The 19682-nt window shown below is 34.4% G+C and carries 18 protein-coding genes, 1 pseudogene and 1 riboswitch; of the genes and pseudogenes, 6 read left to right on the top strand and 13 right to left on the bottom strand.

Translation table 11 applies throughout. From position 1 onward, the window contains the following. Positions 1 to 111: 111 nt before the first annotated feature. Positions 112 to 705 carry an HD-GYP domain-containing protein gene (locus ABE34_RS17460; protein WP_197141265.1) on the bottom strand — a complete coding sequence of 198 codons (594 nt, stop codon included), beginning with the start codon at positions 703 to 705 and terminating at the stop codon, positions 112 to 114. 141 nt (positions 706 to 846) lie between these two features. Between ABE34_RS17460 and ABE34_RS17455 the strand changes: the two genes are divergently transcribed. Both ABE34_RS17455 and mgtE read left to right on the top strand, forming a co-directional pair. Then, the gene (locus ABE34_RS17455) at positions 847 to 2343 is read left to right on the top strand and encodes a helix-turn-helix domain-containing protein (protein ID WP_197141266.1); all 1497 of its coding nucleotides are present in this window, start codon (positions 847 to 849) and stop codon (positions 2341 to 2343) included. A 276-nt stretch (positions 2344 to 2619) separates the two neighbouring features. Beyond that, positions 2620 to 2785, top strand: a riboswitch (M-box (ykoK) riboswitch). Between the two features lie 255 nt (positions 2786 to 3040). Continuing rightward, entirely contained in the window at positions 3041 to 4399 is a 1359-nt protein-coding gene (gene mgtE / locus ABE34_RS17450) for a magnesium transporter (protein WP_197141267.1), read from the top strand. A 690-nt stretch (positions 4400 to 5089) separates the two neighbouring features. On the opposite strand, the gene ABE34_RS17445 is transcribed toward mgtE, so the two are convergent. Genes ABE34_RS17445 through ABE34_RS17435 form a run of 3 tightly spaced genes read right to left on the bottom strand, consistent with a single transcriptional unit; the run spans position 5090 to position 7061 of the window. After that, complete coding sequence (locus ABE34_RS17445) at positions 5090 to 5560, bottom strand: NUDIX hydrolase (RefSeq protein ID WP_197143724.1); 471 nt, start codon at positions 5558 to 5560, stop codon at positions 5090 to 5092. Further along, entirely contained in the window at positions 5557 to 6381 is an 825-nt protein-coding gene (locus ABE34_RS17440; RefSeq protein ID WP_197143723.1) for a hypothetical protein, read from the bottom strand. Before ABE34_RS17440 ends, ABE34_RS17445 begins: the two co-directional genes overlap by 4 nt. Beyond that, the gene (locus ABE34_RS17435) at positions 6369 to 7061 is read right to left on the bottom strand and encodes an HAD family hydrolase (RefSeq protein WP_197143722.1); all 693 of its coding nucleotides are present in this window, start codon (positions 7059 to 7061) and stop codon (positions 6369 to 6371) included. Before ABE34_RS17435 ends, ABE34_RS17440 begins: the two co-directional genes overlap by 13 nt. Before the next feature lie 516 nt (positions 7062 to 7577). On the opposite strand from ABE34_RS17435, the gene ABE34_RS17430 reads away from it, so the two are divergent. The 3 genes and pseudogenes from ABE34_RS17430 to ABE34_RS17420 form a co-directional block, all read left to right on the top strand. Further along, entirely contained in the window at positions 7578 to 8003 is a 426-nt protein-coding gene (locus ABE34_RS17430; protein ID WP_197143721.1) for a MarR family winged helix-turn-helix transcriptional regulator, read from the top strand. Positions 8004 to 8113: 110 nt separating this feature from the next. Further along, a complete protein-coding gene (locus tag ABE34_RS17425; protein WP_197143720.1) occupies positions 8114 to 9481 on the top strand; it encodes an MFS transporter in 1368 nt (455 codons plus the stop codon). Between the two features lie 149 nt (positions 9482 to 9630). Then, positions 9631 to 9738 (top strand): annotated as a pseudogene (locus tag ABE34_RS17420) (IS6 family transposase); the annotation flags it as partial. Positions 9739 to 10301: 563 nt separating this feature from the next. Here ABE34_RS17420 and ABE34_RS17415 read toward each other — a convergent pair. Together ABE34_RS17415 and ABE34_RS17410 are read right to left on the bottom strand one after the other, a co-directional pair. After that, the gene (locus ABE34_RS17415) at positions 10302 to 11159 is read right to left on the bottom strand and encodes a M23 family metallopeptidase (RefSeq protein ID WP_241747201.1); all 858 of its coding nucleotides are present in this window, start codon (positions 11157 to 11159) and stop codon (positions 10302 to 10304) included. After that, positions 11119 to 11754 carry a TetR/AcrR family transcriptional regulator gene (locus tag ABE34_RS17410; protein ID WP_197143719.1) on the bottom strand — a complete coding sequence of 212 codons (636 nt, stop codon included), beginning with the start codon at positions 11752 to 11754 and terminating at the stop codon, positions 11119 to 11121. The genes ABE34_RS17415 and ABE34_RS17410 overlap by 41 nt, the downstream gene beginning before the upstream one ends. A gap of 264 nt (positions 11755 to 12018) precedes the next feature. Here ABE34_RS17410 and ABE34_RS17405 point away from each other — a divergent pair, with 264 nt between their 5' ends. Continuing rightward, positions 12019 to 12318, top strand: a complete 300-nt coding sequence (locus tag ABE34_RS17405) for a hypothetical protein (protein ID WP_197143718.1) — start codon at positions 12019 to 12021, stop codon at positions 12316 to 12318. Positions 12319 to 12502: 184 nt separating this feature from the next. On the opposite strand, the gene ABE34_RS17400 is transcribed toward ABE34_RS17405, so the two are convergent. From ABE34_RS17400 to ABE34_RS17370, 7 genes are all read right to left on the bottom strand, one after another. Further along, positions 12503 to 14491: a S9 family peptidase gene (locus ABE34_RS17400; RefSeq protein WP_197143717.1), complete on the bottom strand. Its 1989-nt coding sequence runs from the start codon at positions 14489 to 14491 to the stop codon at positions 12503 to 12505. 187 nt (positions 14492 to 14678) lie between these two features. Further along, a complete protein-coding gene (gene rbsK / locus ABE34_RS17395) occupies positions 14679 to 15566 on the bottom strand; it encodes a ribokinase (RefSeq protein ID WP_197143716.1) in 888 nt (295 codons plus the stop codon). A 19-nt stretch (positions 15567 to 15585) separates the two neighbouring features. Further along, positions 15586 to 16392, bottom strand: a complete 807-nt coding sequence (locus ABE34_RS17390) for an energy-coupling factor ABC transporter ATP-binding protein (protein ID WP_197143715.1) — start codon at positions 16390 to 16392, stop codon at positions 15586 to 15588. Further along, positions 16385 to 17251, bottom strand: a complete 867-nt coding sequence (locus tag ABE34_RS17385) for an energy-coupling factor ABC transporter ATP-binding protein (protein WP_197143714.1) — start codon at positions 17249 to 17251, stop codon at positions 16385 to 16387. The genes ABE34_RS17390 and ABE34_RS17385 overlap by 8 nt, the downstream gene beginning before the upstream one ends. Then, entirely contained in the window at positions 17248 to 17991 is a 744-nt protein-coding gene (locus ABE34_RS17380; RefSeq protein ID WP_197143713.1) for a CbiQ family ECF transporter T component, read from the bottom strand. The genes ABE34_RS17385 and ABE34_RS17380 overlap by 4 nt, the downstream gene beginning before the upstream one ends. 65 nt (positions 17992 to 18056) lie before the next feature. Then, entirely contained in the window at positions 18057 to 18659 is a 603-nt protein-coding gene (locus tag ABE34_RS17375) for an ECF transporter S component (protein WP_197143712.1), read from the bottom strand. 18 nt (positions 18660 to 18677) lie between these two features. Further along, positions 18678 to 19640, bottom strand: coding sequence for a nucleoside hydrolase (locus ABE34_RS17370; RefSeq protein WP_197143711.1), 963 nt, complete (start codon positions 19638 to 19640; stop codon positions 18678 to 18680). Between the last annotated feature and the right edge of the window lie 42 nt (positions 19641 to 19682).

The following is a 19682-nucleotide window of genomic DNA, read 5'->3' as shown; positions in this document are numbered from 1 at the left end:
TTCGTATATTCTGCCTTTGGATTATTATATACATCCATATTAAGTAGATTTTGTTACTAAATATTAGTTTGGCATGTTAAGGATTCAACAGATATTAATTCGAATACTATTTTATAGATTAGCTTGTTTCATAACATTTAAATATATATAAAAATTCATGATTTTAACCCAAGAAGAATATATTTTTTGAAAGATATTTACTAATTCGGGGTCGAATTGATTTCCCTTCCCTTCAATAATTCGATTATATGCTTCTTTTGGATCCATTGCTTTCCGATACGACCTCGTAGAAGTCATTGAATCAAATGCATCTGCAATAGAGACAATTCTTGCACTTAAAGGTATCTCGCTTCTTTTTAAACCATCAGGAAACCCACTACCATTCCACTTTTCATGGTGTGAACGAATAATAGAAAAGTCGGCGTTGATGGAAGGAAACATTTTTAATAAATCTACGCCTATTTGAGGGTGCGTCTTTATCACATCATATTCTTTTTGAGTGAGAGGAGAGGTTGTTTTATTTAATATTTCATTTGGAATCCCTATTTTACCTATATCATGTAGTAAACATGAATTATAAAGTTTGTTAAGGGCATCTTGATCAAATCGTTTTGTTTCTTTAGCTAAAATTGTGGCATATACAGCCACCCTTTCACTATGTTCATTTGTATATGTATCCTGTAACCTTAAAAGATCTTTTATCAAGATATTCACCTCCTTTAACTATTTAAATATAAAAAAATGTTATCAAACCAAAACCAATATTTCATTTCAAAAAATACCTCACAATCGGAATAATTTGAAATGTATCAAATGAAATTTGTTAACTAAGGAAGGAATAAAATAATGCGCTTACTTTTGAATAAAAACTTACTCAGACAACTACAACTTTTAGAGAAATTATATGAAAGGGATGGATGGATTACTTTGAGTGTGATAGCTCAAACACTCAATTGCTCTGAAAGAGTTCTACGTGATGATATTAAGTTAATAAATACGGAATTTAAACCCTTTCAAATTAAAACATCTCAAAATGGTGTTATGCTTACCTATCCAAATCATTATTCTGCAGACTTTATTTATCAAAAGGTATTATCTTTAAGTCCAGAATTTTTGTTCCTCGAACGCATATTTTTTGAAGAGAAATACGACATTGAAACCATAGCAAATGAGTTATTTCTAAGCACTTCCACTATGAGACGGATTATTGCTAAATTTAATACTTTTTTAAATAAGTATGAGATACAAATCGTAACAAATCCTTGTAAAATAATTGGGAACGAACAAAATATTAGATCTATAATGGTTCATTTTTTTTATGAGAAGTATGGCGTAACTTATACCCCATTTGAAGACACACAAATCAAAGTATTGGATAAATTATTCCTCTATGTAATGCAAGCAAATCATATTCAACCTAATTTCCCAGACTTAATTAGAATTAAAAATTGGACAATGGTAAATATGATTCGATTGAAGAATCATCACAAGAAAATTGTTCCGGAACATTTTCCAAATCATTTTGATCATTTTGATCTGAGCATTTTTAATAACACATTATTTTGCGAATGGTTTAAAGACATTTTTAATCTTGAATTTAACAAAGAAACTGCTCAACAGCTCTTTTCTGTTTTATTTAATAATCAATATGCCTTCAGCTACGAAATATTAGAAAAAATGATTCAGCAAAAAATAAATAAAGCATGGATTATTGTCCCTAAAATCGACTCTTTTTTACATAGTCTCGCAAATAAATTAAATATATCCATTCAAAATAAAGAAAAAGAAAAAATAATTTTGGAATTATACAATTTGCAAACCATGAATTATGGTCGAAGTTTTATTTTAAATGATAAAAGACGTTTGTTTTCAGAACATTTTTCTCATGAATTTTCATACTTTGTTTTGTTTTTAAAAGAGGAGCTAATGAAATTTCTATTTCATAAGGAATTTAAATGGACTTCGAATTTTTTTACGGAAACGTTATACATATTGATTATAAATTGGGGACACTTATTGAGTGCATTAAAAAGTAAAGTTCCGATACTTCATGTAGGAATATTTTGTGATGCAGACATAGAACACACTGAGTTCATACAAAATATAATGTTATATCAATTTGGACATTTAATTAAGCCATTTATAATTGAGGAATTAAATCTAAGTTCTTTCAGAGAGGTTTCCAAAAGTTATGACTTAATTATCACGAATATTTCAGGGTTAAAGGATATATCCTCTCCTTTAATTTGCGTTAATACAATTCCTTTGTCACATGATCTGAATAAAGTACAAAAAGAAATTTTAACTTTAATTCATTTGAAACTCTCTAAAGAGTTTCAATAAGTAAGTGATTTAAGAGTTCTTTTTGTGTAATATATACCAACAAAAGAACTTATTGATTTATTTTTCATTTAATCTGAGTTACGGAATTTAGCAATTCTAACATCTGTTTTTCTTGTTTAGCAGACGGTATATATTCTTAAATAGGAGACAAAATCATAAAAAAAGAATCAAATTCAATAGTTACTTAAGACAGAGATACAATTGTATCAAAATATTAAATCACTTATAAAAACATTGACTTTTCAGAGAAATTCTTATAGAGTGAAATTTCGAACAAAATATCCTCGTTAGGTGAGGCTCCTGTGTAGGAGATATGCTACTGCCCAAAAATGTCGAAAGACGCCAATGGGTCAACAGAAACCATCGACATAAGGTGGTTTTTAATGTAGCTGGCTTTGTCCTATGCCACACAGTGCTAAAGCTCTACGAATGGAGGAGCACATTTGCTACAATTTTTTTGTAGTGTATTTAATGTACGTTTATAGTACCGTGTAAACACCTTCATTCGTTTATGAAGGTGTTTTATTTTTCTGTGAGGTGAGGAACATGGATGACTTTTCAGAACCATACTCGAAATGTTATAAAAATGAACTAAATACAAAGAATATCTATGAGGAATTTTAAATTATCTTTCTTAACTATTGCTTTATCGTTGGGAGGAATATTGTTTTTGTTTCTCAATTAAGGAGTGGTTAAAATGATTAAAAACATGACAGAAAACCAAATAACTCTTCAAATTTTCAAGTCATTAAAAGAAGGGAAACAGAAAGAATTTCAAGCAATATTAAAGGAACTCCAACCTTATGATATTGCACGAATTTTTGAGGGGTTACCAGAAAAACATCATACACGTTTCTTATTGTTTCTTACTTCTGTACAAATCGCTGAACTCATTCAAGAGCTTGAAAAGGTACTCCAATTAAAAGTTCTTAATAAATTAGGGATTGAAAAATCAGGCCAGGTAATGAATTTAATGGATAATGATGATTTAGCTTCATTGTTAGAAAATCTATCTCCTGATAAAATTGAAGAACTTCTTTCAGGTATGAAACAAGAAGAATCAAAAATTGTTCAAAATATCATGAACTATCCCCCTGAAACTGCAGGACGAATAATGACAAACCGTTTTGTGTGGATTCCTCAACACTTTACTATTCGAGAATCAGTTGATAAACTCAAAATTTTTGCAGAATTCTCAGAAACAATCAACTATTTATATGTAATTGATAATGATAAAAAATTAGTAGGTGTTGTATCCTATCGGGATTTAATCATAAGTAATGAATTTGAAAAGATTCAGGATATTATGTATAGCAGAGTAATTTCCGTTTCTGCTGAAACGGATCAGGAAGAAGTAGCTCGTGCAATAGAACGTTATGATTTTTTATCAATCCCAGTTGTAGAAAAAAATAATGAATTAGTAGGAATTGTAACAGTTGACGATATTATCGACGTGGTTATAAAGGAGGCAAACGAAGATATTGAAAAACTTTCGGCATCTGGTAAAGCCATTGATTTTGACACGAAGGCACACGTGGCTGCGTATCGCCGACTTCCCTGGCTTATCTTACTTTTATTTATCGGACTAGTTTCAGGAACCATTATTAGTAGTTTCGAGGAAACATTATCTAAAGTTGTCGCTCTTGCCTTCTTTATGCCTATGATTGCTGGGATGACTGGAAATACAGGCACTCAATCATTAGCTGTTGTTGTAAGAGGTCTAATTACTACAGATACTAATAAAAGAGTAGTTTTTAAACTTATTATTAGAGAACTTAAAGTTGGACTGATTATAGGCATTACTTGTGGAATCTTAATTTCGATTATAGCCTATATTTGGCAAGGAAGTCCGGTTCTAGGTTTAGTGGTTGGAAGTTCATTAGTTATTACTTTAATTATTGGGACTTTAGCTGGGACCATTATTCCTTTAATCTTATATAAATTTAAAATCGATCCTGCAGTGGCGTCTGGCCCATTAATTACAACACTAAACGATATCCTATCATTACTTATTTACTTTGGAATTGCAACAATGTTTATTTCAAAATTGATGTAGAAACTTAATTACAAAGTTCCTGTAGACCCTTTTATAAATTCAAAGTCTTCAAAATCGGGCGCAAATGTGGAACAACATTTAAAATAATCAAACTTTTTTTATAAAAACCTACCCTAAATCTGCTAAAAAAGAATCTATTTTAATCAATCCTAAACTAAGCCCCAAATAGTGGACACTTTAAAAAGTGACCCTATTCAGGGTTCAGTTCATGTGAAATGATCTAGATTTTTATTCAGGTGTTGATGTCTTGATGGTTTCACCGTTATTACATTTAGACACTTATTCATTAGCCGACTTTTCTATTTCAACCAATCCTCACTTTGCATTTTAGTAATGAGTTCAAGTTGTTTTAAGGACTGTTAACTAATTCTATATACTCCTTATATTTGAATCAATTTCATAAATCATATTTTCCAATAACTTAGACTGCTCCAATTAATAAAACTTACGTTTTTTAAAATTATTCTTGGATGTCAAATAGGCTCATTTGTTTTACAATAGTCATAGGGCATCCTCCTCATTCAGTATGGTTTAGTTTCGTCGCTACCATTATACCGAATTGGGGAGGTGCCCGTTTTTATTGTTTTAGAACCCTTGATATTAAAGGGATTAGAATTATGAAATTAACTCACTTAAGCATATTTTTGAAGAAAAGGTTTTTTTTCAAAAAAGTAAACTTGGGAAATCAGGTTAGATAAATGTAATTAAACCATTTCCCGTATCGTTCCACTCAACTACACAATTAATAAATCCCTTACTTTCAAGAGCTTTTTCAAGAAATTCACGGTAATATTGAGGAATGTCAGTATTATCTTCAAATCCCTCAACATCTACCCATTCAGGAATTACTTTATCTTTCTCTTTAGCTTCTATTTCTCCATTATTACGATCACTAAAATATACAAAACAAATTGCGTGATCATTTTTAGGACGGGTAATGAACGAGATAACCCCAACAAGATTTATTTGATCTGCTATGATTCCAGTTTCTTCATATAATTCTCTAGAAGCAGCTTCTTCAAGGGTTTCACAGTTTTCTATATGCCCTCCGGGAGGTATAAGTTGCATATATGTATTAGCCTTAGCTACCACACGACGAATTAAAACCATTTTATCTTCTCGAAACGCTACACAACAGACTTGAGCTTTGGGACGTATCATGAATATTGCTCCTCTTTAATCATAGATTCCTGTATATTAATTTCTAAATCATTAAAATATTGTTCCCATACTTCTTTTTCGAAGCTAATAGTAGTTTTAGCAGCCGAGACGAAGTCTGGCTTACCTTCTAGTATATACTGTGTATTTCGAAACGTAGCTTCCCATGTACTATCAACCACCTTATTTGGAATATAGAAAGGCGTATCAGCCAAATGTGCTTTCTCTTTATCTTGGTTTGATTTTGAATAGACATCCTCAGATTTCGGCTTAACTCTGATGGCTAATTCCATGATAGGTGCCTGTCGTGTGTTAGGGAAAAATGTAAAAGGTGCAAACATCATTAACCATGAAATTACACCTGAGTCTTCCAAGTCGATTCTTAAGGATAAACAAATTCGATTCTCATACTTGGTAGCACTTTCTAAGAAAATTAATTTTGACTCTCTTATCCACTCTTTTAATATTGTTGATAATTGTTCGATTGTAACAATATTTGGGAAAAGGAGACTTAAAACCTCAATGTCAGGATTCATGATCGCACGCTCAATTGTATCATCTAACTTTGATACAGTATTCACTCCTTCAAGAATCACACTTGAATGCCAACCCGTTTTATCATTTGATTCTTTTGCTAAATGTTGTGCGAAAAGGCAACCATTTTGTCCGCGCCCATGCCAATGTTTGTGAACTAATTTTACCATTTGCTCTTGAGACCAAATATTACTGTCTCCAAAGTACTGCTCATAATTTTCTCTATTTGGGAACTTCCTTTTTTGAATAACTTTGCTCTTTGACAATTCTTCATTTTTTATAACTGGCATGTTTCTTCCCCCTTAAATAAGTGTGACCAGACGTAATCTAGTGTTTCAAAACTTGGAAATTCATAATGAGAATGAATGCTATCATATTTCCATTCTTTTTCTCTTTTAATGTGAATTCCAGTGAGCCCAGCTTCTATTGCAGGTAGAATATCATGACGAATAGAATTACCAATCATGATTATTTCTCCTTGGGTTTTTGATTTTAAGTGTTGATACAAAGCTAAATCCTTGTGCTCACTAATTACCACATCATCTACCCATTGTAAATTAATATCATGAATACGTTTGGTCTGTACTTCATAATCCCCATGAGTAACAATCCAAACATTAAATTGATTTATTTGCGAAATCTTCTCCAGAAAATGTTTAGCATCAGAATGTAAATCGATTTTTTCTATAAAAATATTTGCTGCCTCTTTATAAATAGCCTCTTCAGAGAAGATCTGATTGCCTAAAAAGTACTTGAAGGTTTCTACCCAACTATTAGGAAACCTATCTTTAGATAAGCCCATTGTCTTAATTTGTTCAATGTCTATTTCGTAAAGAATCTCCAAAATTTTTTCCTTTGATATCGAAGCCTTGGACTGTAGTAAATAAACTAGTCTTTCATTAACTTTTTCGTAACTTTCTTGAGTTTGAATCAATGTGTCATCCAAGTCCAAACATACTATTTTTTTCATTTTTCCCCTCCGTAATCTTATAAATCCGACCCAACATTTGCACTACCTGAATATCAATATATTTCCTTCTGAATATAAAAAAGGGGGTTGCATAGATAATTAAGCTTGCCAAAAGAAAGAGGAAGATTTGTCTCAAAGTAAATAAAAACTTCCTGCTATAGAAAATAATAATAGTTATAAATTTTTCGATTATTTTCTAGATTGAATTACCATCTCTACCTCAATTTTGACTCAGATAATACCAATAAGGGCATCAATTTTTTTATTATTAAAGTCTCTTAAAACATGTTACAGTTGCATATGTTATACTAAAAATATATTAATTTCAATATTTTACCTTGGTATAAATATATTTTTCTGTAAAAATAATCCATAGAATCTATAGATTTATAGGGTTAATGGATTTTTTAATATATATTTTTTTGACAGAGGCAATACAAAATTTGACATCTTAGATATACAAATATAAAATTGTTTTGACAATTATTATTTAAGCAACTAATTTGGAGGGTACACATGAAGTTAGAAGAATTTCTTAGTGTTATGATTCATCGGACAGATTTAAAATTAAATAAGTACTATCAAAAATTTGTTACTCCCTTTAATCTTTCAATAGAAAGTTGGGATATTTTAGTTATTTTGTGGGAAAAAGATGGAGTTACCCAAAAGGAAATATCGCAACGTAGTGGTAAAGATCAACCTAATATTGCACGGATGCTGTTCGCCTTAGAAAAAAAAGGGTATATATATCGAATTCCTCACGAAACAGATAGACGTTCTTTACGTGTTTACTTGACTGAAACCGGGAAAAAATTGAAAGATGAGTTATTCCCTCCTTCTGTTGAGGCCTACAAGTATGCTTTTAGGGGATTAAGTGAAGAAGAAGAAAGGCAGTTTAGAAAAACATTAGATAAAATTTGCGACAATATTAAAGATATGTAAACGCTTATAGTGCATGTAATTTTCATGCATTATTTCTTTCATATAAAGTTGTTTAGACAATTATGTATTAAACAACTTTTATGAGTACTATTTTAGGAGGTTACTATAGCATGAATCAAGGAAAGGGGATTTTTGGCCCCCAATATTTCACTCTAACAATAGGAATTATTCTTACTATTTCAGCTGTTGCTTTTGAGGGATTAGCGGTTACCACTGTTGCACCACTTTTAGCAAGTGAATTAAACGGGATGGAATTATATGGTTGGGTGTTTAGTGCTTATTTACTAGCACAACTGATCGGAACTATTTTAGCTGGTCAATATGTTGATCAGCATGGCCCTACCCTCCCATTTATTATTGCGTTACTTTTATTTGGTTTAGGCCTTTTTGGGGCAGCGGTTGCATCTAATATGTTTATTATGATAGTTGCTCGAGCATTGCAGGGATTAGGAGCAGGTGCACTTATTAACTGTATTTATACAAGTATAACAATTCGTTATCCAGATTCACTTCGAGCACAAATTTTAGCTGCCTTTTCAAGTGCATATGTTTTACCTGCACTTATCGGTCCTTATATCGCCGGAGTCATTGCAGAGCATCTTTCATGGCGGTTTGTATTTTGGGGCATTATACCAATCTTATTAGTCTCTGCTATTTTGACAATACCTACGTTTAAAAAAATTATCTCCAAAAGAAATACTGAGCGTAAAAGTCAATTTTTATCACCCATTGTATTGACTATAAGTACAGGCATGTTAATTACAGGCCTAGGGTGGTTACCCAAAATGAGTGGTGTTGTCCTTTCAATTATAGGGTCTGTTATATTATTTTTCCCATTACGTTCACTTTTACCCCCTGGTACTTTTATAGCGCAATCTGGTTTACCTGCAATCATTGCATCTCGTGGTTTATTTATGGCTTGCTACTGGGGAACACAAACATATATAGTTCTGATGCTTACATCCGTAAAAGGATTTGCAGTTGACATAGCTGGACTTGTGGTAGCATCTGCTTCGGTTAGTTGGTCACTTGCTGCATGGCTTCAAGCTAAATTTGATAAAAAAGACCACGGTCAAGGGCGAAGAAAACGTGTAATAGTTGGTGTTGGATTAATGGTATTAGGCATTAGTGCAGTTATGCCTATAGTATGGATGTCTAGTACAACTACTAGCATTATTATTGCTGTTACAAGTCAAATCGTGATGGGGTTTGGTATTGGTTTAGCTAATCCTACTAGTAGTGCAATAGCATTTGAATTTGCAAGTAGTGGGGCTGAAGGAAAAATATCGGCCGATCTACAGATTGCTGATACTTTCACTCCAGCCGTGGGGATTGGTATAGGCGGAGCACTTATTGCTATAAGTAAAGCTGTTGGATGGGAATCCTATATAGGTATAACTACATCCATTGGACTCCAAATAGTATTAATCTTATTTAGTTTGATGGCAGCTTTTCAATTACCAAAAAAAGTTAGTTGAACATCCAATTTGTTCTAAAATATAAACGTTTTAAGATTCCGGTGCAAAAACTAAAAGATTTATGTAACTATCTCTGAAACTTGGACATACTGATACTAGTACTCTAAAAAAGGACGTGATCAGTATGGAAAAGCAAAACATATTCAAGTGAAATGATGGAGGAACGGGACTTATCCATTTCTCATACAACGATTATGCGTTGGGTTCATCAGTACGGTCCTAAATTGGACAAACGAATCCGACGTCACCTTAAACAAAAAAGGTTCTGTTGCAAAGTTTCTTACCAGATAAAAAGTTGGTATGATTGCAGATGATTTTATGCGATTGTTAGTAATTGGTTTAATTCATTGTACGTCGAAAAAAGGTGTCACTTGAGTACAGTCAAAATCAATATTAAGGTCTTTTAATTTTACCAAAGTGTATCAATCTCCTATTCTATTTAATTCGGCATCAAAAACGTGTTTTCTTTGAACCTAATTTTTTTATAGAGTCCGCGCCTTTGATTACAGAATTACTTTTTAAGTATAATCTTGCCTAAAATAATCGAGTAGGAGGGAGTGATTAACTCCCGACCTCTCACACCACCGTACGTACGGATCCGTATACGGCGGTTCAATTAAGATGAATAACGCAAAGTTTCGTTGATCCAGGCTGTCATTGATGATAATTTTTTTATGGAACAAACAGTGTAGGATAGCTCAATAGTGGGCTAGAAAAATACTTTCATTGTGGGAGAACTTTATTATAGTGGTACCGATAGGAAAATGCGGTTTACAACATTAGCTCATTTTCATGACGGTACCCTTTATGCAGTTTTAATTTACTCCCATTCTTCAGATTTTAGAAATCTTATTCTATCCTTATTTGTCGGAATCCCATTACTTACTTTTTCCCATATGCCATTTTTAAATATTTCGTATTGTTCAAAGGCAAAAGGCAATCCTTTTGCAGTAGCTATGTCACTACTATCCATAAGTTGAAAATGCAAATGCGGAGCAAAGGAGTTTCCTGAATGACCAACTTTACCAATAACTTCACCTTTTTTTACACGCTGACCAACTAAAACCTGAATTGACCCTGTTTGAAGATGAACTAATGCAGCAAATACATTGTCGCCACATTCTATAATGATGTAGTTGCCCGCAACTGATTGTATGTCATCTTTCTTCGGGTCGAAATAACGAGCATTTTTATAAGCGTTAGACATATCTGAAAGCAATTTTGTTCGAGTTCGTTCTTCATAGCCATCTTCGGCTTGGACAATGACCCCATCGCAAGGAGCATATATTTCTTGCCCCCAACAATAATATTCATCTAAAGGCACTCCAAAAAGTAAATATTGCGCCAAACTAACGCGATAGGCGGGCCAGCCCTTTCTTTCCCAATCCACTTGTATAAAGTCATAAGCATATCTTGATCCTAATTTGCTTGTGCCGTGACTCGGAATTTTTGTACCTGGAGTGTTTGGAGAGTGCCATTCTCCTCTCAAAGGAAACTCTACAATTATTGGCTCCCGCCCATCAATCATCTCATATCCCTCCTCCGTCGATTCTTTACCTGCATTATTGAAAATGACTAGTGCTACAAGGGGAAGCCCCAGTATGATACTGATACATGAAGTCGCATTTCCCAACCTCTTATTCATTGCTTGACGTGTAGAATACTTTTCTAAGTTCATCAAAATATCCATCAAGTTTTTCAACAACAAGTTCATAGTTCAAAGTCGGAGATTCTGAATTTCTAATATTATCTAATATTTCATTAGTAAATCCACTATTAGACCAAAAAATAAACTGCTTGCACTTTTCTATATCCAGCCCCTCTCTAAACTTACCTTCATCTATTTCATCAAATAATTTAGGATAACAGCTTGAATGCTCTTTGTGTTCTCTATTTTCGAGTTCTTCATTAATCTCGTTAGAATTAGTAGTTCGTGAAAGTTTATTAAACTCTAAAATCCAAGGGTGCTTTTCCGATAATTTTATTTGCAAAAGATAGGATTGATGTAATCTGTCAAAAATATCTTTTTCATCATAATCCATTAACTCAAAATATTCCTTTTTAATGAGGTCATAGAAGTAATCATACACAACAAGAAAAAGCTCCTGCTTGCTACTTACATAGTGGAACATAAGGGCTTTAGAAATTCCAGCTTCTTTTGCTATTACATTTGTTGAAGCGTTGTCATACCCCTGTAATGAAAATTCTTTTAATGCTGCATTTAGAATTGCGGTCCTTCTTTGAGAGTCTAAATCCAAAAATTTCGCCAACATTTGCCACTCCTTTAAAGGAAACACGATTAACCTAATAGGTCAATTTCATTGTAGAGTTATTTACCTGAAAGGTCAACGAATGTGTTGGCTGAACAAGAATTAAACAATTTTTCTATTAAGAATGTTGCAATTTAACAATCGAGTTTGGTAATTCAATAAGCGGAAATGCATGGTGGATTTGTTTATAATTGGAACTTACGTTCGTTTAGAACGTTATAAAGTGAAGGAGCAGGAAAGTAATTATTTAATTTTAGGAGGGATTTAGTGGGTGTTAATGAACCTTTGTATATTTTCTTCTTTTTAATTTTGCTTGGCTTGATTTATATTCCGGTAACTATTTATACAATCTTCAAATTTAAATTTAATGTGATTGGACTACTACTAGTTATTCTGTCTATATCAAGTTATTTGTTAATTGGTAAATATATGTTTGATGCCGGTAATTATTCAGATGAACATTCTTCATTATTCGGGATAGGCTTTCTTGAATTGACACTCCTATCGTATCCGTATATTTTTATTGGATTATCAGTTGTTTTAGGAAAAAAGGGTGAGCGTAGTTAGAGGTGGCTTTAGTTAAAGGTTCGGTTTGCGGAAAATAAAAAAGAAGCGTTTAATATACAGTGCGTAGAAATTAACTCTATTTTTGCTGACTTCAAGATTTTATGTAGCATTCTACAAAAAAACAGCCTTTAATAAAAAGGTGGCTTAAGAAGTATTTCCACTTCTTAAGCCACCAATATTTCTCTTATAAATAGTCTACAAACCAATCTCTAATATATTCTAGTCGATTAATTCGTAACGTCGGTTTTCCGCTCCTTGAAAGTTCATGATTGGCTTCAGGGAAGCGCACAAATTTCGTTTCTTTTTTACGATGTTTTAAAGCGATAAATAATTGCTCTGCTTGTTCAATCGGACAGCGATAGTCTTTTTCGCTGTGTAAAATTAACAGTGGCGTCTCCACATCGTCTACATATTTAAGAGGCGAATGATTCCATAGCTTTTCTATATTTTCAAGTCCCGCTTGGATTTGCCAGTCATTGAAATAATAGCCGATATCACTTACGCCGTAAAAGCTAATCCAGTTAGAAATGCAACGTTGCGTAACAGCTGCTTTAAAGCGATTTGTATGACCGACAATCCAGTTTGTCATGAAGCCCCCATAGCTTCCACCTGTAACGCCGAGACGGTTTTGGTCAATGAAATCATATTGCTCCAATGCATAATCAACAGCAGCCATTAAATCATTATAATCATTGCCGCCGTAATCTCCACGAACTGCATCCACAAATTTTTGACCATACCCATGGCTTCCTCGAGGATTCGTATATAGAACCGCAAAGCCTTGTGCAGCAAGGATTTGGAATTCGTTAAAATAGTTGTTAGCATACATTGCGTGCGGGCCACCATGGATTTCAAGAATTAGTGGATATTTCTCCCCTTCTTCATATCCGATTGGCTTCATCATCCAGCCGTTTACTTTCCAGCCATCCGCCCCTTCATATTCAATTGCTTCTGGAACAGATAATGCTCGCGTCTTTAAAAATCCTTCATTAACTGTAGTAAGCTGTACCTTTTCGCCAGTATTTAAATTTACGTAAAATAGATCCCCAGGATTTGTAGTCGTGCTGATTGCGACTACCGCTCTATCATTTTTAGAATCAAGTGAAAAACCATATACATATTGATCATCATAAATAGCTGGATATATTTCTCCCGATAGATTGCCAAAATAAATCGATGTATTACCCCGATTTGTCAATTGGAAGTAAAAGCTTTTATTATCCTCTAACCATTGGACGCGCGGAGGAACAACACCTTGAAGGAAATCACCGATAGCAAAATCACCGACAGGCGCGTCAAATTCACTCGTTACACATGTCTGAGTATCATTGTCCAAATCATAAATCCAAAGCTTTGGTTGTGTGGCATTTTTAAATTCTCTTTCACTTCCAACATAAGCTATGAAGCGGCTGTTTCGAGACCATGAAGTTTGATAGAACACCCCTGACCCATCTGTTAGCTTGCGACCATGTTTCGTTTCTAAATCTAATAAGTAAATATCACTTATGAATGAAAAGTCTAGATCCTCTGTTAAATCCGCAATGTACGAAAGATATTTCCCATTCGGAGACCATGTACCAAGCTGTAAATTATGTTTCCCTTCCGTCAGTAGCTCTAATTCTCCTGATGCAAGATGAACGATTGCAATTTGATAAAATTGTTCCATATCCATAAATCCAGCTCCATCTGATTTATGTTTCATCTTATCTATTACAAGTGGTTTTAACTCTTTGTCTTCCTTTTGATTGTTATCAACTTTATCATTAATGTTTTCATCTTTACCAAGCTGTACAGAGAAGGCAATTTTCTCTCCACAAGGAGACCAAGTGGGCGATGTCGCACCGTTTTTACAATTCGTAACTTGTTTCGCTTCCCCGCCTATTTTTGAAAGAACAAAAATTTGTGGTTTGCCATTTCTCGATGACACAAACGCGATTTTACTGCCATCCGGAGACCAAACAGGTGAGTGCGTTTTATCTTCTCCGAATGTCCATTGTTGAATTTTTTTATCATCCAAGTTTATGTAAAATAAATTAGACACATAGTCCTTTTTCTTCTCATCAATATGAGTCTGAACATACACCACTTCTGTTCCATCAGGTGATACTTGTGGATCTGCCACTGATTTTAATTCATATAAATCTTCTGGTTTTATCCCTTGTTTCAATGTCATAAACTTCCCTATCCCCTTTGTGTGAAAATTTGGTTACCTAGTACAATATTTCGATACACTAAGTATTATTCCTTCTTTTTTGGAGAAATTGTTTTTTATTCTAAAGAGGATTTCGAATACCAACTAATGACTTGCTTATAAAAAACGTAGCTGCTTCGTAATAATTACGAAGAGCTACGCCTATCATTTATTTCAAGAGTGAATCCGGGATTGATGGTTGTGCCCCCATTTGTGTAACGACATAAGCGGCAACTTTCGTGGCAAAATCGATCGAACTTCGAAGTGAATCTCCCCGGCATAGTCCTACTGCCAAAGCGCCATTAAATGCATCTCCGGCACCAGTTGTATCTATTGTGTCAACGCTCAACGCTGGAACCCAGCCACTGTCTTCTTGATTCATATAAAAAGAGCCTTTTGATCCAAGTGTAACGACCACTGTTCCAACCCCTTTTTCTAGTAATAAACGACATGCGGACCGAATATTTTCTTCCGTTGTCGTTTCATTACCTGTTAATTGAGCAAGTTCTGTTTCATTCGGCGTTAAAATTGTAATTTTCTCCAATAATGAATCTGGTAATTGATGTGTTGGTGCTGGATTTAGGATAACGATTTTTCTATGTTGAGATGCGATTTCCACGGCCCTTTCAACTGTATCAAGCGGTATTTCAAGCTGAAGAAGGAGGACCTTACTTGAAGAAATGATATGTGTTTCTTGTTCAATTTGTTTAGGCGTAACTAAAAAGTTTGCACCGGAAAATAAAACAATCGCATTATCACCGGCATCTGTCACTTGAATAATCGCCTGCCCAGTTGCTCCTTCCTTTTGAACGGAATCAACATAAACGCCTTTATTTCTTAAATTGTCTATAGCCTGTTCCCCGAAATCACCTTTGCCTACTTTTCCAATGAAATGAACGTTTGCTCCTAGCTGGCTTGCCGTTACAGCTTGGTTCGCACCCTTTCCACCGAAATGAACACTATGAGACGTACTTTGAAGCGTTTCACCATTATTAACGATATAAGGAACACGATAAACAAGATCTATGTTAATGCTCCCAACTAATGAAATATCCATACCCGTTATCGCCCTCTCATTAAAACTCTTCCTTTAATACGGATAATAATTGGTCTTTTGTCAAAATACCTTTCTCCAAGCCCAATAAGTTGGCAATTTTAGCAACTGCAGGCGGTTTCAGCATACTTTTTTCTAATATCGTAGGATTATAGAAAATGTGTTCTGATTCATCATCTGCAATAATCTTTCGATTTGCCATTACAACAATACGAGAGAAATAATTCGTGACAAATTCCATATCGTGCGTAATCGTAATAACAGTTTTTCCCTTTCCCTCTAATTCATCTAAAAGCTTACTTAATAAATCTAAACCGACCCGATCCTGCCCAGCTGTCGGCTCATCTAAAATAATCACATCGGAATCCATTGCCAAAACGGACGCAATGGTAACAAATTTACGGGCCGAATAGGGAAGATTATAAGGATTTTCGTGAGAAACATGATAAATTCCACATAATTTCATCGCCCAATCTGTTAGAAGCGATACACGTTCTGGATCAAAGCCCATATTTTTAGGACCAAACTGGACTTCTAATGCCACATTATTATGGAAAATTTGATCGTCCGGGTTTTGAAATACATAGCCAACCTTTCGAGAAACTTGTGCTGTCGTATAATCTTTTGTATGCCAATCTCCAACAGTTACCTCGCCTTCAGTTGGTTTTAAAAGACCGTTCATTAATTTTACTGCCGTTGTCTTTCCGGCCCCATTTTGTCCAATAATGGCTAAGCGTTGGCCAGCAGGAACAGTAAGTGTCAAATTTTCTAATGCTTTTGTTCCATCGGGATAAGCGAAACTGACATTTTTCAATTGAAGTTCAGTCATAAGCACACTCCCCTATGCTTGCCCAACTTATGCTTTCAGGTAATTCCTCGTTACGAATCGGGACATATTTTAATGTAACACCGTTTTTCTGTAAATTAAGAGCGACCTCGGTTACATGAGGATATTGAATGTTATATTTTCCAAAGCGTGAATCGGCAAAAACATCTCGAGTCGGACCTTGTAAAACAATTTCTCCCTCGTGGAGGACTATTAAATTGTCGGCATATTCAGCAATTAAGTCCATTTTATGTTCTACTAGGATAATTGTTTTCCCCTTATCTTTCATAAGACGAATGATATTAAATACATGCTCCGTTCCAATTGGGTCTAGCTGAGATGTTGGTTCGTCAATGACAAGGATATCAGGATTCATTACGATGATTGAAGCAAGTGCAACACGTTGGCGTTGTCCCCCTGACAGCTCCATTGGGTGTTTTTCTCGTAAATGCTCGATTTTAATAAGCTTAAATATTTCATTTACTCTCTCTATTATGTCATTTACTTCTACACCTAAATTTTCAAGCCCATACGCTACTTCGTCAAAGACAGTATCTTTGACTCCTGATACTTGGATAAAAGGATTTTGAAAGACATATCCAATTTTTTCTCCTAATTGACCTAATTGGTATTCTACTATTCTTTTATTATCGACGATAACGTCCCCTTCAAGATTGCCTTTATAAAAGTGGGGAATGAATCCACGTATGATATTACAAAGAGTCGTTTTCCCCGATCCATTGTTGCCAATAATGGCTGTAAATTTCCCCTTTTCAATTGTAAAAGACACATTTTTTATATTCCAATCATCACTAACTGGATATCGATAGGAGACATTTTTCATTTCAATGATCTTATTCATGTAAGTATCCTCCATAACACCAATCCTACTAAAATGAGAATATAGACGAATGGTAAAATTCGATCAGCTGTACTTTTTGTTAACTTATGCAAACTAGTCTTCTTTGTTGGAGCAGAAAATGCTCTCGATTCTAAAGTAATTGCTCGTTCCTCAGTACTTGATATAGATGATAATATGAGAGGAGTTAAGGTTGGGATAAATGCTTTAGCTCTTGTGAACATTGACCCTTCGGTTTCTACTCCACGTGTCTTTTGCGCATCCATAATTGTGTTAGCATGGCGTCGCATTTCAGGAATAATTTGCAATGTGGATAAAACAACATACGCTCCCATTGGAGGTAGGCCAGCATCCTCTAGCGATTTTACAAAATCACGAACCTCTGTCAAACGGAAAAATAATATGAAGGCAGAACCTATCGCAAGAATACGAGAAGTAAGCGTTAATCCATAATTCAAGCCTTCCTCAGTCCATTTGAATATTCCCCATTGTCCTATCAGATGATCACCTGGATAGAAAAAGAGTTGCATGAGGAAAATGATAATTAGTAAAAATAACAAAGTTTTCACAACCGTTCCGAAAAATTCTTTCAAAACGCTTGCAGCGGCAGCGATAAGAAGTAAAATTGGAAAAACTAGAAATGAAAATTTAAACCCTGGAATTATAAGTACGACAGCTGATACAAGTAATGCAAAGAAAAATTTAGTCAATGGATGCAGTTGCTGAATGAAATTTTTCTGCACGTAAACCCTCCTCAGAAAAAGTAGATCTTTCCGCTCAGGCAGAACGGAAAGAATTCATGAAACTACTATCGGTCTTCACGTTTCATGTATAGAGTCCCGTAATTCATTTTTGATAAATAGCGATCAGACATTTTTCTTACAATAAAGTAAACGATTAGAGCCGATACTACTTTGTCAGCAATTTCAAAAATAAAGGATGAAGCGAACACGGCACTCCAAATTTTTTGTCCTGAAGCAAGGAATGTAGCTGTAAGAAGAGATCCTGTACTTCCTGTTGCTCCCCCAAAAACTAACACTGTAATCGGTGCAGATACTATAACAGCAATAAATGTAATCACGATTCCGGAAATAATCGTTTTAGGAATATTTTTAAACATTCCTCCTTTAGATAAGTAACCTACTCCTAACCCAATCGCCACCGATGTAATGGCATATGGAAAATACGTAGGATTGAAAATACCATTTATAAGGTTTGTAATTAATCCAGCAAGTAATGCAACCCATGGACCAGCAACGACTCCGATTAAAATGGTTCCAATCGCATCAAGAAAAATAGGGAGCCTTAAAACGTTAGCAATTTGAAAACCGACAATATTAACTGCTACACCAATTGGAATTAGAAGCATAGACATCATATTAAAATCATCTTTAAAACTACGTTTCATCATGGTTTCCCACCTTTTTTATTATTGATTGATTTGACGGCCCATTTTTGCAACCGCTTCTATAAATTGATTGACAAAAGCTTCACGATTTACCGAATGCAATACTTTTACATTACGAGGCTTCTTAGAACGGTGCATGTAATCTACAACCGTCGCACCAGCAGTAAGACGCCCTTCTGTTTCAACCGCTACAAAGCAATCTGTCCCTTCAAAAAGTTCCGGAGTGACAACATAGGACACAGCACAAAGATCATGCAAACGAAAACTACTTTCAAAATCTGTTTCTTGAAAATCATTATTTTTTGCATTTTGAATATAGAAGCGAAGCATTGCCCCTATCTTTTGAGATAAATCTGTACCCATACTTTCAATTTGATTCAATTCTTCCATATTGATATACGCTTTATGTGTAACATCAAGTCCACTCATGACAATAGGAATTCCAGAACGAAAAACGATATCGGCTGCATGCGGATCAACATATACATTGAATTCTGCAAAAGGGCTCATATTGCCAGATACAGCTGCACCACCCATATACGAAATATAGCTGATTTTTTCTTTTACTTCCGGATGAGCAAGCAGTAAAGCTCCGATATTTGTAAGTGGTCCAGTTGCGATTAATACGATTGGGTCCTCACTTTCAGTTAAGACAGCCATTAAAGCATTTATGGCTGTTCTATCACTTTCTATTAAATCTGGCTCCGGTAAAATAACTTCTCCTAACCCACTTTCCCCGTGAACATCATCAGCAACCTCAAGTTCGCGGAATAAAGGATCCTTTAACCCTCTTGCTATTTCAATATTTTGTTTCATGTAACTTGTAAAAGCTCTAGCATTGTAGATCGTTTTATCTTGAGTTTGATTTCCTGGTTCCGTTGTAATTAATTTTATGTCCAGATCATCTCGAGAAAAAGCTAATAATAGCGCCATTACATCGTCAATTCCCGGGTCACAATCAATAATTACTGGTATTTTTTCCATCAAGTTCACTCCTAGAGTTAATCTATAATTTTTACTGTTTTA

Source organism: Lysinibacillus sphaericus, from assembly GCF_015844675.1.
Taxonomy (GTDB): domain Bacteria; phylum Bacillota; class Bacilli; order Bacillales_A; family Planococcaceae; genus Lysinibacillus; species Lysinibacillus sphaericus_E.
The sequence above is the reverse complement of the archived record's forward strand: the minus strand, read 5'-3'. Positions and strand labels throughout refer to the sequence as shown.

Coding starts and splice junctions, on each gene's coding strand:
- ABE34_RS17385 (WP_197143714.1), bottom strand. CDS start 17,251: ATGAATAAGATCATTGAAATGAAAAATGTCTCCTATCGATATCCAGTT.
- rbsK (WP_197143716.1), bottom strand. CDS start 15,566: ATGGATATTTCATTAGTTGGGAGCATTAACATAGATCTTGTTTATCGT.
- ABE34_RS17425 (WP_197143720.1), top strand. CDS start 8,114: ATGAATCAAGGAAAGGGGATTTTTGGCCCCCAATATTTCACTCTAACA.
- ABE34_RS17375 (WP_197143712.1), bottom strand. CDS start 18,659: ATGATGAAACGTAGTTTTAAAGATGATTTTAATATGATGTCTATGCTT.
- ABE34_RS17430 (WP_197143721.1), top strand. CDS start 7,578: ATGAAGTTAGAAGAATTTCTTAGTGTTATGATTCATCGGACAGATTTA.
- ABE34_RS17445 (WP_197143724.1), bottom strand. CDS start 5,560: ATGATACGTCCCAAAGCTCAAGTCTGTTGTGTAGCGTTTCGAGAAGAT.
- ABE34_RS17435 (WP_197143722.1), bottom strand. CDS start 7,061: ATGAAAAAAATAGTATGTTTGGACTTGGATGACACATTGATTCAAACT.
- ABE34_RS17390 (WP_197143715.1), bottom strand. CDS start 16,392: ATGACTGAACTTCAATTGAAAAATGTCAGTTTCGCTTATCCCGATGGA.
- ABE34_RS17400 (WP_197143717.1), bottom strand. CDS start 14,491: ATGACATTGAAACAAGGGATAAAACCAGAAGATTTATATGAATTAAAA.
- ABE34_RS17370 (WP_197143711.1), bottom strand. CDS start 19,640: ATGGAAAAAATACCAGTAATTATTGATTGTGACCCGGGAATTGACGAT.
- ABE34_RS17455 (WP_197141266.1), top strand. CDS start 847: ATGCGCTTACTTTTGAATAAAAACTTACTCAGACAACTACAACTTTTA.
- ABE34_RS17440 (WP_197143723.1), bottom strand. CDS start 6,381: ATGCCAGTTATAAAAAATGAAGAATTGTCAAAGAGCAAAGTTATTCAA.
- ABE34_RS17410 (WP_197143719.1), bottom strand. CDS start 11,754: ATGTTGGCGAAATTTTTGGATTTAGACTCTCAAAGAAGGACCGCAATT.
- mgtE (WP_197141267.1), top strand. CDS start 3,041: ATGATTAAAAACATGACAGAAAACCAAATAACTCTTCAAATTTTCAAG.
- ABE34_RS17415 (WP_241747201.1), bottom strand. CDS start 11,159: ATGAACTTAGAAAAGTATTCTACACGTCAAGCAATGAATAAGAGGTTG.